Raw genomic sequence first — 12,645 nt, 5'->3', positions numbered from 1 at the left:
CCTCGCGCGGGAGGGGCCCACGACCTGTGGACAACTCCCGCGCCGCCGGGCAGCTCTCGGCCATGATCTCCCGATGGTCCTCCGGCTCGATCCCCGCTTCCCCCTCGTCTGGCGCTCCGCGACCGCGATGCAGGTCGGACTCGACCACCCGCGGGTCGTTCTGGAGGGTGTCGGCTACGCCGAGGAGCTGCTGGTGCACGCCCTGCGGGTGGGCACCAGTGCGGGCACGGCGCGGCTGATCGCGACCCGCGCCGGCGCCTCGGACGCGCGCGTCGACGAGCTGCTCGCCACGCTGCGCCCGGTGCTGCTGCGGAGCATCGACCCGGATCCGCCCGCGCCGCCACGGGTGGTCGTCGAGGGCGTCGGCTCGGCGGCCGACGCCCTGCGCAGCCTGCTCCGCGGCGAGGGCTGCGAGCTGGTCGGCGAGGACGCGGTGCCCGCTCTCGCGGTGCTCGTCGCCGACTACGCCGTCGCTCCGGCGCGCGCCGCGCACTGGCTCTCGAGCGACGTGCCGCACCTGGCCGTGGTCTTCGGCGACGAGGCGGTCCGCATCGGCCCCCTCGTCGAGCCGGGCGGCGGACCCTGCCTGCACTGCGCCTACCGCGACCGGATCGACCTCGACCCGGAGTGGCCGCGACTGGTGATCCAGGTGCTCGGCACCACCGCCTCGACCCGCACCGCCCTCTCCAGTGCCGCGATCGCGGTCGCGGCGGCCGACGCGGCGCTCCGGCGGCTGCACGCCGGCTGGACCGGGCTGCGCAGTGTCGAGCGCACCTACTCCGACGCCTCCGGCTCGTTCAGCGAGCGGCGGCTGGAGCCGCACCGCGGGTGCGCGTGCCGATCTCTGCGAGGAAGCGCGACGGCTCCCGCCGCGTGACCCGGCCCACGGTCGACTGCGACCAGGAGAGCCGCAGCCGCTGACGCGCGCGGGTGATGCCGACGTAGAGCAGCCGGCGCTCCTCGTCGATCGCCTCGAGGCCGCTCGCATAGGAGATCGGCAGCAGGCCCTCGGTGAGGCCCATCAGGTGCACCGACTCCCACTCGAGGCCCTTGGCCGAGTGGAAGGTGGCGAGGGTGACCGCGGCGCGGTCCGGCTCGTGGTGCACCTGCTGGCGGGCGAGGAGGTCGTCGGTGAACTGCTTGAAGCTCCAGCCGGCCGGCGCCTCGTCGACCAGCCGGGCGAGCGTGTCCAGCGACTCCCAGCGCTCGCGCACGGCGCCCGGCGCCGACGGCGGCTCGGCACTCCAGCCGAGCGAGCGGAGGACGTCGCTGACCGACTTGAACAGCGGCTCGCCGGAGATGGAGACCGAGGCCGCGCGCAGCTGCATCACCGCCTGCTTCACCTCCGGCAGGTCGAAGAAGCGCCTGCCGCCGCGCAGGTGCGCCGCGACGCCGCGCTCGTGCAGCGCACGCTCGAGGATCGCGGACTGCGAGTTGGTGCGGAAGAGGATCGCGATGGCGGAGGGGCGCACGCCCGCCTCGATGTCGGCGGCGACGCGGGCCGCCACTCCTCTGGCCTCCGCGACGTCGTCGGGGTAGGCGTCGATCGCCGGCTCCGGGCTCTCGGCGGCGGCGGGGGCGCTCGCGACGGAGTGCAGCACGAGCGCGCCGGGCCGGCCGCGCATCAGCCGGTTCGCGGTCTGCACGATCGGCGGCGCCGAGCGGTAGTTCTCCTCGAGGCGGACGACCGTCGCGGCCGGCCAGCGCGAGCCGAAGTCGAGCAGGTAGTCGGCGCGGGCGCCGGCGAAGGAGTAGATGGTCTGGCTCGCGTCGCCGACCACGCAGAGGTCGCTGCGGTCACCGAGCCAGAGCTCGAGCAGCCGCTGCTGGAGCGGGTTGACGTCCTGGTACTCGTCGACGACGAAGAAGCGGTACTGCTCGCGCACCTGCATCGCCATCGCCGGCTCGGACTCGAGCATCCCAGCCGTGACGAGGAGGACGTCCTCGAAGTCGATCTGCCGGCGCTGGTCCTTCAGCCCCTCGTACTCGTCGACCATCGCGACGGTCTGCTCGAGGGTGAGCCGTCCGGGCAGCGCACGGGTCCGGGCGGCCACCGCGTACTGCTCGAGCGAGAGGGCGGACACCTTCCGCCACTCGATCTCGGCGGAGAGGTCGCGCAGGGTCGCGGTGTCCAGCTTCAGCCGGAGCCGCTCCGCGGCGTGGCCGAGCAGCCGCGCCTTGCCGTCGAGCAGCTGCGGCATCGTGCCGCCGACCAGCTGCGGCCAGAAGAAACCGAGCTGCGAGAGCGCGGCGGCGTGGAACGTCCGGGCCATGACGCCGCCCGCACCGAGCACGCGCAACCGGGAGCGCAGCTCGGCGGCCGAGCGGCTGGTGAAGGTCAGCGCCATCACGCGGGCCGGCGTGTAGACGCCGGTCGCGACGCCGTGCGCGATCCGGTGGGTGATGGTCCGCGTCTTGCCGGTGCCTGCGCCCGCCAGGACGCAGACCGGGCCGAGCAGCGCCTCCGCCGCCTCGCGCTGCCCCTCGTCGAGTCCGTCGAGCAGGGTCACGCGACGATGGGGCCGTTCTCGAGCGCTCCCCCGTACCAGTCCTCGATCATCGCGCGGGCGATCGACGAGCGGCCGGGCAGCAGCACCGACTCGAGCGAGTCGTGCAGCTGCTGGCGGGTGAACCAGCGCAGGGCGACGATCTCCTCGCCGTCCGGGAGCAGGTCGGCGGGGGCCTGGTCCTCGGCGAGGCGGGCGGTGAAGCCGATCATCAGCGAGGCGGGGAACGGCCAGGGCTGCGAGCCGAGGTACTGCGGGTCGACGACGCGCATCCCGGACTCCTCGAAGATCTCGCGGACGACCGCCGCCTCGAGCGACTCCCCCGGCTCGACGAAGCCGGCCAGCAGCGAGAAGCGGCCGGTGCCCCACATCGCGTTGGAGCCGAGCAGCAGGCGGTCGTCGGCGTCGAGGACGCAGACGATGATCGCCGGGTCGGTGCGCGGGAAGACCTGGCTGCCGTCGGCGGGCGAGCGGCGGACCCAGCCGCCCTGCTCGATCACGGTGGCCTCGCCGTTGCGCGGCGAGAAGCCGTGCGAGGCGTGCCAGTTGACCATCGCGAGCGCCTCGGTGAAGAGGCCGGCATCGCGGTCGCTGAGGTGCTCGGCGAGGGTGCGCAGTGCGCCCCAGGCGGCGTCGTCGGGCTCGAGGGCGCTCGCCTGCTCGTCCGTGAGCACGGCGGCGACGACGGGAGTGCCCGCGGGCTCGCCCTCGGCGTCGACGGTGGTGCGGCCGAGGTAGAGGCGGAGGGCGCCGGCCGGCACGTCGGCCGCGGGGCGCAGGGCGAGGCGCTCGCCGTCGACCAGGGCGCGGTCGCCGCGCAGGAGGACGACCCGGGTCGCCGCATCGGCGTCCAGCTCGTCGAAGAGCTCGGGACGCGCCCGGGCGAGGTAGTCCCGGTCGACCGCCTGACGGGCGAGCGGGAGGCGGTCGGAGAAGGACGGGATCATGCGGGCTCATTTCGAAGCGGTGCCGGGGGGACGGCCGGTGCGGGGCCGAGGAGGTGGCGGGCCGGGCGGCGGCCGGGAGGAGCGCGGCTCCTCGACGGCATCGGCTGGTCAGCGCGTGGCGACCGGCCGGTCGGGCGCCCGGCGACCTACCCTGGTGAGCATGGCCAGATCCCATCTCACTCTAGCCGCGCTGGCCACTTCGGCCGTCGAGGGCCTCGACGTCCGGACCGCGCGCGAATTCACGCACTCGACGCACGGGGACTTCGACTCCGCTCTGCTGACCACGCGCGACGGCGCCCGCCTGGTGGTGCGCGTGCCGACCTCGCCACTGGCCGAGCAGGAGCAGCTCGGCGACCTCGTCGCCCTGCGCGCGCTCACCGCCGGCATCCGCAGCCGCCTGCCGTTCGATCTGCAGGAGAGCATCGGGCAGACGCCGTTCGACGGCACCCGCGGCGTCGTCTACGAGTACCTCGAGGGCGACCGCGTGCTGATCGACGACGTCGAGGCCTCCAGTGGTCTCGCGGACTCGGTCGGACGCGCGATCGGCGCGATCCACTCGCTGCCGGCGTCGTTCGTGCAGGAGGCGGGGCTGCCCGTCGCCTCGGCCCGCGACAGCGTCAACGAGACGGTCGCCGTCATCGAGCGCGCCGCCGACACCGGCCACGTGCCCGCCGCGCTCGTCGCGCGCTGGGAGTCGGCCTCCTCCGACGAGGCGCTCTGGCAGTTCGACCCGACGGTCGTGAACGGCTCGATGACCTCCGACTCCTTCCTCCGCTCCGGCGACTCCGTCAGCGCCGTGCTCGGCTGGGCGGCGCTGCGGGTGGGCGATCCGGCCCGCGACCTGCACTGGCTGCTCAGCGCTCCGGGGGCCGGCACTGCGTTCGCCGCGTACTCGCGGATGCGCGCCGGCGCGGTCGACCGCACCCTCCGCCAGCGCGCTCAGCTCTACGCCGAACTCGAGCTGGCCCGCTGGCTGCTGCACGGCACCGAGACTGAGGACTCGGCGATCGTCGACGACGCGGTCGGCATGCTCGACCTCCTGGTCGACAGCGTCCTCGGCGACCTGTCCGCGCCGCTGTCGACCGACACCGGGCCGGTGCTCGAGGTCTCCGAGGTCGAGGAGCTGCTGAACCGCACGCCCGGCGCGCGGACCGGCTCCTCCGCTCACGGCCGCGGGCTCGCCCCCGTCGCCGAGGAGAGCGACTCCGAGAGCTCGCGCTCCGAGTAGAAGCGCTCGGGCCGCAGCACGAGGTCGTCGGCGACGAAGTAGAACACCGCGTCGACGCTCTCGAGCGGCACGCCCTTCCAGCGCGAGTAGGCGAGCCGGTACAGCGCGAGCTGGAACTGCTTGAGCTCGAGATCGGCCGCGTCCTTCGGGGCGCGGCCGGTCTTCCAGTCCACGATCTGGAAGCCCTCCTCCGTCCGGTAGACGGCGTCGAGCTTGCAGACGACGACGTGCCCGGCCAGCTGGAGGTGGATCTCGATCTCGACCGCCTCGGGGCGGCGGTCGGCCCACTCCGAGCGCTCGAACGTCTCGATCAGGCGGGCGAGCTGCTCCCCCTCCGCTCCGGCCGCGGTCGCCCCGCCGTCGTCGAGCTCGTCCGGGAAGGTGTCGACCGACTCCGCCTCGCCCTGGATGCCGAAGCGGTTCTCCACCCAGGAGTGGAACGTGGTGCCGAGCCGGGTCTGCCGGTACGGCCGCTCGGGCATCGGCCGGCGCAGCTGCGCGACGACCTCGGCGGGCGTGCTGACGATGTCCTTGAACCGCGAGGCCGGGATGCGGGTCGGCAGGCCGACGCGCTCGCCGCCCGCGAGGCGCACGGCGCGCTCGGCGAGCAGCAGGCGGATGTCCGCGCCGCGAGCGCCGAGCAGCGCCGGCTCGGCGACCCGCACGCGCTCGGCCGCCGCGCGCACCCGGTCGCCGCGGGCGCCGAGCGGGTCGTGCGGCCAGTGGAAGGTGCGCGGCGCCTGCTCGAGCGGGTTCTCGAGGTTCGACGGCTCGACCGGCAGCTCCGGGAGGGTGCGCGCCTCGGCGAGATCACGGAGGAAGACGCCGGGTCCGCGCGGCTTCGCCTGCCCCGCCCACCACGAGCCGCTGAGCAGCAGGTGGTGCCGGGCCCGGGTGACCGCGACGTAGGCGAGCCGGCGCTCCTCGGACTCGTTGCGCTCGCGCAGGGTGTCGCCGAAGTCGGCGATCGCGTCGACGACCTCCTTCTGCGTCGTGCAGCCGCGCCAGGCGAGGTCCGGCAGCTCGGCGGCGTCGCCGCGGAAGGCGTACGGCATCGCACCGAGGCGCACCCAGCCGCGGAAGCCCTCGACCGGAGTGCCGGGCAGCTCGCCGTCGACCATCCGCGGCACGGCGACCAGGTCCCACTCCAGGCCCTTCGAGCCGTGGATCGTCAGCAGCTGGACGGTGCCGGGCTCCGGGTCCTCGGGCCGAGGCGCGAGGCCGTCGCGCTTGTCCGCCAGCACGAGCCAGCGGAGGAAGCCGCGGAGCGACGAGCCGGTGCCCGCGCCGCGGTCGTCGGTCTGCAGGTAGCCGGACACCGCCTCGCGGAACGCCTCGAGGTTGGCGCGGCCGTCGCTGCGCGACTCGTTGGCCTCCACCTCGATGTCGAGGCCGAGCTCCTGCTCGACCAGCGTGACGAAGTCGAGGAGGTCGAGGCCCGCCCGGGCTCGGAGGCGCGCGAAGAGCGTGCCGGCGTCGTGCAGGCGGTGCAGGCCCTCGTCGCTGAACGAGGACAGCGCGGAGTGGTCGAGCCGGCCGTCCTCGCCGGGGCGTCGCGAGGCGATGAAGTCGAGGGCCTCGATGATCGAGCCGCCCTCGCCCTCGGTGACGGAGGCGCGCATCCGCTCGCGCACCTCCTCGGGCAGCAGCCGGTGCGCGTGGTCGCGCGAGGCGAGCCAGGAGGCGAGATCGCGGAGCGCGCGCAGGTCGCGGACGCCGAGGCGCCAGCGCGCGCCGGCCAGGAGGCGGACCAGCTCGCTGCCCGCCGCCGGGTCCTCCACCACGGTCAGCGCGGCGACGAGGTCGGCGATCTCGGGCTGCCGCAGCAGGCCGCCGATGCCGAGGATGTGGTACCGGACGCCGTGCCGGGAGAGCGCGGCGGCGAAGCGGTCCATGTGCGCGCGGACGCGGAAGAGCGCCGCGGCCGACGGCGGCGCCTCCCCGCGCTCGGCGTTCTCGGCGAGGCGGCCGGCGAACCAGCGCGCGACGTCGTCGGCCTCGTCCTCGATCGTCTCGGGGAAGGTGAGCTCGACGGCGTGGTCGGAGGCGCCCGGCCCGGCGGCGAGGCGGTCGACCGGGACGGCGCTGCCCGCGGTCAGCGGCGCGACGACGGCGTTCGCCGCCGCCAGCACGCCGTGGCCGTTCCGCCAGCTGGTCGACAGCGAGAACCGGGCCGCGGAGCCGAAGTCGAGGGCGAAGCGGCCGAGGCCCTCCGCGCTCGCGCCGCGCCAGCCGTAGATCGACTGGTGCGGATCGCCCACGGCCATCACGCCCTGCTCGGCGAAGAGCCGGGCGAGCAGGCGGGTCTGCAGCACGGAGGTGTCCTGGTACTCGTCGAGCAGCACGACCCGGTAGCGGGCGCGGTGCTCGTCGACGACGCGCGGCACGCGCTCGATGATCCGCAGCGCCAGCGCCACCTGGTCCGAGAACTCGACGAAGCCGCGCTCGGCCTTCGCCTCCTGGAACCGCTCGGCGAGCGCCGTCAGCACCGGCAGCGCGCCGACGGCCTGCAGCGCCTTCTCGAGCTCGCGGTAGAGACCGGAGCCGCTGGAGCCGCGGGGCAGCTCGCCGAGGCGGAGGAAGTCCTCCGCGAAGCCCGCGACCTCGGCCGGGTCGGCGAGGTTGTCCGCGAGGTCGTGCGCGAGCGCGACGGTGAGGTCGGTCAGGCGGTCGATGCTCGCCTCGACCTCGAGGATGCGCGGGTCGGCGGTGTCGGCGACGACCCCGCGCGCCAGGTGCCAGGCGGACGCCTCCGACAGCACGGTCGCGTCGCCCTCCCGCCCGATCAGCGCCGCGTTGTCGCGGAAGATCGTGTTCGCGAAGGCGTTGTAGGTCGAGACGGTGGCGGCCTCGAACGGGTCGGGCTCGGTCTGGCCCTCGCGCAGCGGCAGCAGTCCGGCGGCCCCGAGCTGGTCGATCCGCCGGCCGATCCGCTCGCCGAGCTCGGCGGCGGCCTTGCGGGTGAAGGTGAGGCCGAGGACCTCGGACGGCGCGGCGAGCCCGTTGGCGAGCAGCCAGAGCACGCGGTTCGCCATCGTCTCGGTCTTGCCGCTGCCGGCGCCGGCGACGACGAGGGCCGGGGCGAGCGGCGCCTCGATGACGGCGCGCTGCTCGACGGTGGGCGGGCGGAGGTCGAGGGCCTCGGCGATGGTCAGGGCGTCGATCACGGGCGGGGTCCGTCCTCGGGGGTCGCGGCGGAGTCGGGAGCGGGGTCGGCGGCCCGAGCGGGGTCGGCGGCGGGATCGGGATCCGCGGCGGGGTCGGGGTCGGCGGCGTCCAGGGACGAGTCCTCGGGAGCCGCGGTCTCCTCGTCGTCCGTCTCGACCTCGTCGAGCGCCAGCCGACCGTCCCCCGAGACCTCCGGCACCGCGTGGATCCGGTACCGCAGCGCGTCACCCGGGGAGAAGGGGACCGCGTCGAGCAGCCCCGAGAAGCCGGACGCGGCCATCCCCCGTGCCGCCGCCCGGACCCGCTCGCGCAGCGCCTCGAGCTCCTCCTCGCCGAAGCGGGGCTGGACCACCTCGCGGTAGAGCGACCCGCGGACGCCCTTCGCGACGAAGAGCAGCTTCGCGCCGCCGCCCTCGTCCGCGCCGGCCGCCTCGATCGCGCCACTCGCGACGGCGAGCTGGTAGCTGCCGAGCTGCGCGTGCTCGGCGATGTCGGCCTGGCGCGGGGTGCTCCGGCCGGTCTTGAGGTCGACGATGACGACCGAGCCGTCCGGCGCGCGCTCGACGCGGTCGATCGAGCCGCGGATCCGGGCGGGCGGCACGTCGATCTCGAACTGCTGCTCGCGGCCGAGCACCGCCCCGCCGCCGCGCTCGAAGTCGGCGAGGTAGGCGGCGAGGCCCTCGACCAGGCGCCGGGTCACCCGCAGCTGCCGCTCGCCGAGCCAGGGCGACTCGAAGACCAGCTCGGGCCAGCGCGACTCCAGCTCGGCCCAGAGCGCCTCCGGCTCGGTGCTCGCCGCGTTCTCGAGCACCCAGTGCACGAGCGTGCCGACCCCCATCGCGGTGCTCGTCGTCGAGCCCGACACGGCGTCGACGAACCAGTCGAGCGGCGAGCGCTCGAACGCCTCGAGCCGGCTGGGCGAGACCGAGACCGGCCGCTCGGGATCGTCGAGGTCGAAGAGCGGCTCGGTGGTGGAGGGCTCGAGGACGCCGTACCAGGAGGCCGGGTCGGCCCCCGGCACCTCGGCTAGCGTGAGCGCGCGCAGCCCGCGGATCGCACCGGGCGCATCGGCCGAGTTCGGCGTCGTCGCGGTCCGGCGGAGCCCCGCGACCGCCCCGCGCAGGGTCAGCGGCACGGCCGAGGCCGCGTCGAGCCGGGGCGCGTCGGGCGGCGTGAGCCGGAAGAAGAGGGACGGCGTCTCGTCCTCGCCCGCGACGGCGCTGAGCACGAGCTGGCGGCGGGCCCGGGAGGCGGCGAGCGCGAACATCCGCAGCTCGTCGTCGAGGGTGGCCTTCCGGCTGTCGAGCGGCAGGTCGCCCTCGCCGCGCGCGTGCCGGATCAGGCCGTCCGGGTCGAGCAGCGAGCCGCGCTGCCGCAGATTCGGCCAGACGCCGTCCTGCAGCCGCGCGACCACGACCACGTCGAACTCGAGGCCGACGACGGAGGAGGGCGTGCCGATCAGCGCCGCGTCCTCGACCGAGCGCGGCGCCAGCGTGTCCTCCGGCACCTCCGCCTCGAGGATCTCGGTGACGAAGCCGATCGCCGAGTGACCGGGCGCCCGCTCGACGAAGCGCCGCGCCGCGCTGAAGAGCGCGACGACGCCGTCGAGGTTGCGATTCGCCTCGGCCGCGGTGAGACCGGTGCCGAGCGCCAGCTCGCGCCAGGAGGAGGCGACGCGGCTCGACTCCCAGGCCGACCAGAGCAGCTCCTCGATCGAGCCCTGCTCGGCGTGCAGCCGGCGGACCCGGTCGATCGTGACGGCGAGGCGCTCGGCCTGGCGCGCCGGACCGGAGTCGATCGTGGCGAAGCGGCCCGGTGCCTCCAGAGCCTCCACCAGCAGCGGATCGCTCGCGCGGATGCCCCCGCCTGCGAGCTCCTCCGCGCGCAGAGCGAGCCGCAGCCGGCGCAGGCCGAGCCGGTCGACCCCGCCGAACGGCCCCAGCAGCAGCTCGGCCGCCAGCTCCGCGTCCAGCGGACGCTCGCCGACCGCGACGCCGATCAGCACGAGCAGCGACCGGGCTGCGTGGTCGTCGCGCAGGGCGCGGCCGGCCAGCACGGAGCGCGTGGGCACCTCGGCGACGGCGAGCGCCTTCAGCAGCGGCTGCACGGCCGCGCCGGAGCGGACGACGACGGCCATCCGGCGCCACGGCACGTCGTCCCGGAGCCGCCGCTCGCGCAGCAGTCGCGCCACCGTCGCCGCCTCGCGCGCCGCCGTCGGAGCGTGCAGCACCAGCAGCGGGGCGGGCGCCCCCTCCTCGTCGGCGGGGGCCTCGGCGGCGCGCTGCCGACCCGCCGCGGCCGTGCCGATCCGCTGCGTCGCCGCGGAGACGACCGCGCGCAGGGCCGCCCCGTGCCGGTGCACGCGGCCGAGGATCAGTGTCTCCGCGTCGCGCACGCCGATCGCCGGGCCGAAGCGGCCCAGGGTGTCGGAGGCGGCGCCGCGGTAGGCGCTCGTCGCGACGTCCGGGTCGCCGAACGCGAGCACGGTGACGCCGCGCTCCGCGAGGGCGCGCAGCAGCACGACGGTCGACTCGCTCGCCTCCTGCATGTCGTCGACGACGACGAGGCGAAGCGCCCGGATCCGCTCGCCCCCGCCGCCGTCGCGGATCGTCTCCGCCGCGAAGGCCGCGAACTCGGCGGCGTCGAGCTTCGTCCCCGCCTGCGGGGCCATCCAGTCGACGACGTCGCGGAACTCCTCGAGCACGGCGGCGGCGGCCGACCACTCGCCGCGGTCCGCGTCCACGGCCAGCCGGCGGATCGCGGCGGTGTCGAGGCCGTGCTCGGTGGCCCGCATCCCGAACTCGCGCAGCTCGGTGCGGAAGGTGCGCAGCCGCAGCACCTCGGGGCTGAACTCGTCGGGCCAGCGCGGCCCGGTGCCCTCCTCGAGGTGCCCCTCGAGCAGCTCGGAGAGGATGACGTCCTGCTCGCCGCCGGTGAGGAGGGTCGGCCGGTCGATCCCGAGCTCCTTGGCGGCGGCGGTCACCGCCTCGAAGGCCAGCGAGGTGGCGGTCCGCGCCAGCGGCCCCCGCGTCGGGACGCCGAGCCGCAGCGCGAGCACGTCGCGCAGTGCCGTCGCTGCCGTGCGGCTGGCGGCGAGCACGGCGATCGACTCCGGCTCGTAGCCGCGCTCGAGCACGCGCTCGGCGACGAGCTCGACGATCGTGCTCGTCTTCCCCGAGCCGGGGGCGCCGAGCACCGCGGCGCTGCGGCCGTCCGGCAGGGCGAGGACGGCGCGCTGCGACGCGTCGAGGACGAGCCCCTCGCCTGCCGAGCCGTCGCGGGCGGGAGCCTCGTCGGAGGCGGGTGCCGGGGTTCGAGGAGCGCTCACGCGACCACGCTAACGAAGACCGCCGACACTGCCGCGCGCCCTCAGGCGGCCCCTCCCGAGCCGGGTCCGCTCAGCGCGAAACCGGCGTCGGCCGCGCCGCGCGGTCCCGTATCCTGACAGCCACGTCCCCTCCCGAAAGGCACTGCTGGTGGAAATCCGTATCGGAATCGTCAACACCCCGCGCGAGCTCAACTTCGAGTCCTCGCTGTCCGTGGCCGAGGTCGAGAAGACGGTGACCACCGCGCTCGAGGCGGGCGCCAAGGTCCTCCGCCTGCGCGACGAGAAGGGCAAGATCTACATCGTCCCCACCGAGACCATCGCCTTCGTCGAGGTCGGCTCCGAGGAGTCGCGCCGCGTCGGCTTCGTCGCCTAGCCCCTCCCGCACGGTCACGTCGTGGAGCTCCTCTTCGTCACGCTCGGCGGGATCCTCCTGGGCCTCGCCGCCCGCTACGGGCTGCCGCACCGGCACCTGCACGGGTCGGTCCTGATCCCCGCGCTCGGCGGCGTCGTCGCCGCCGTCGTCTGGGTCGCGCTGACCTGGGCCGGTCTGCCCTGGGACGGCGGACTGATCTGGATCCTCGCGCTCGGCCTCGCGGCTGTCGCGGTCCTCGCGGCCGACGTCGCGCTGGGCCGGGCGCGCACCCGTCGCGACGACGCCGCCCTCGAGGCGATGCTCGCCGGCCGGGTCGCCCCGGACCGCGTCGCTCCCTGAGCGCCGCCCACCACCACGCGAAGGCGCGGGAGTCCCGGACTCCCGCGCCTTCGTCGTTCCCGGAACCGCCTCCTCAGGCGGGCAGCGCCCCGACCGGGGTCGTCGCGGCGAGCGCCTCCGCCACCGCCGCGCGGATCGGCTCCACGATCGGCAGCACCCCGGCGAACTCCGCCGCGAGCCGCTCGGCCGCCGCGCTGAGCGGCCCGCCGCCGATGATCACCGCCTCCGCCCCGGCCGCCTGCGCCAGCAGCACCGCCGCGTGCAGCTCGCCGTGCAGCCGGTCCGGGTCCTCGAGCTCCTCCGCCGGCGACGCCGTGAGGAAGCAGCCCGCGTAGGCGTCCAGGGCCCCCGCGTCCGCGACGAGCGCCCGGAGCACCTGCTCGAGCCGACCGGTCGTCGTCGCGATCGCGAACCGCCGGCCGCCCGCGCTCGCGGCGCGCACGGCCGCGGCTCCGATGCCCACGACCGGCAGCCCCGTGGCCTCCGCCGCGTCGGCGGCACCCGGATCGCCGAACGCGGCGACCACGATCGCGTCGGGCGCGTGCAGCAGCACCGCGCGTCGAGCCGCGGCCACCACGTGCGCCGCCGCGGCGGAGAGAGCCGCAGGCGTCGTGATGATCGAGGGCCCCTGCGCCACCGTCTCCCCCACGATCCGGACGTCCTCCCCGCGCACCGCGTCGCGGGCGACGGCCACTAGCAGCCGGGTGGTCGCGACCGAGGTGTTCGGATTCACGACGACGACCGTGCGCTGCACG

9 protein-coding genes are annotated in these 12,645 nt (G+C 75.5%); 4 read left to right on the top strand and 5 right to left on the bottom strand.

Annotated features, from left to right (window positions below; all coding sequences use genetic code 11):
* Positions 1-73 precede the first annotated feature (73 nt).
* Positions 74-877: a hypothetical protein gene (locus tag EDF35_RS16435; protein ID WP_123447580.1), complete on the top strand. Its 804-nt coding sequence runs from the start codon at positions 74-76 to the stop codon at positions 875-877.
* Here the strand turns inward: EDF35_RS16435 and EDF35_RS16430 are convergent.
* Entirely contained in the window at positions 798-2,510 is a 1,713-nt protein-coding gene (locus EDF35_RS16430; protein WP_133963123.1) for an ATP-dependent helicase, read from the bottom strand. The two genes, EDF35_RS16435 and EDF35_RS16430, sit on opposite strands and share 80 nt — an antisense overlap.
* Complete coding sequence (nudC, locus tag EDF35_RS16425) at positions 2,507-3,454, bottom strand: NAD(+) diphosphatase (RefSeq protein ID WP_123705101.1); 948 nt, start codon at positions 3,452-3,454, stop codon at positions 2,507-2,509. Before nudC ends, EDF35_RS16430 begins: the two co-directional genes overlap by 4 nt.
* Positions 3,455-3,614: 160 nt before the next feature.
* Here nudC and EDF35_RS16420 point away from each other — a divergent pair, with 160 nt between their 5' ends.
* Entirely contained in the window at positions 3,615-4,682 is a 1,068-nt protein-coding gene (locus tag EDF35_RS16420; RefSeq protein WP_123705102.1) for a phosphotransferase, read from the top strand.
* Here the strand turns inward: EDF35_RS16420 and EDF35_RS16415 are convergent.
* Positions 4,619-7,849 (bottom strand): ATP-dependent DNA helicase, encoded by a 3,231-nt coding sequence (locus EDF35_RS16415; protein WP_133963122.1) that lies wholly within the window; start codon positions 7,847-7,849, stop codon positions 4,619-4,621. The genes EDF35_RS16420 and EDF35_RS16415 overlap by 64 nt on opposite strands.
* Positions 7,846-11,178 carry an ATP-dependent DNA helicase gene (locus tag EDF35_RS16410; RefSeq protein WP_133963121.1) on the bottom strand — a complete coding sequence of 1,111 codons (3,333 nt, stop codon included), beginning with the start codon at positions 11,176-11,178 and terminating at the stop codon, positions 7,846-7,848. Before EDF35_RS16410 ends, EDF35_RS16415 begins: the two co-directional genes overlap by 4 nt.
* A 148-nt stretch (positions 11,179-11,326) precedes the next feature.
* On the opposite strand from EDF35_RS16410, the gene EDF35_RS16405 reads away from it, so the two are divergent.
* The gene (locus EDF35_RS16405) at positions 11,327-11,551 is read left to right on the top strand and encodes a DUF3107 domain-containing protein (RefSeq protein ID WP_123447586.1); all 225 of its coding nucleotides are present in this window, start codon (positions 11,327-11,329) and stop codon (positions 11,549-11,551) included.
* A gap of 21 nt (positions 11,552-11,572) precedes the next feature.
* Entirely contained in the window at positions 11,573-11,890 is a 318-nt protein-coding gene (locus EDF35_RS16400) for a hypothetical protein (protein ID WP_123447587.1), read from the top strand.
* A 73-nt stretch (positions 11,891-11,963) separates the two neighbouring features.
* Here EDF35_RS16400 and EDF35_RS16395 read toward each other — a convergent pair whose 3' ends face one another.
* Entirely contained in the window at positions 11,964-12,644 is a 681-nt protein-coding gene (locus EDF35_RS16395) for an aspartate/glutamate racemase family protein (RefSeq protein ID WP_208323086.1), read from the bottom strand.
* Position 12,645: the final 1 nt, after the last annotated feature.

Source organism: Rathayibacter sp. PhB151 (assembly GCF_004366415.1).
GTDB lineage: Bacteria > Actinomycetota > Actinomycetes > Actinomycetales > Microbacteriaceae > Rathayibacter > Rathayibacter festucae.
Note: the sequence above shows the minus strand (reverse complement) of the source record. Positions and strands in the feature narration are given on the sequence as shown.

Bases quoted from the DNA above. Each gene is read 5' to 3' on its own strand.
- nudC (WP_123705101.1), bottom strand. From the start codon at position 3,454: ATGATCCCGTCCTTCTCCGACCGCCTCCCGCTCGCCCGTCAGGCGGTC.
- EDF35_RS16435 (WP_123447580.1), top strand. From the start codon at position 74: ATGGTCCTCCGGCTCGATCCCCGCTTCCCCCTCGTCTGGCGCTCCGCG.
- EDF35_RS16420 (WP_123705102.1), top strand. From the start codon at position 3,615: ATGGCCAGATCCCATCTCACTCTAGCCGCGCTGGCCACTTCGGCCGTC.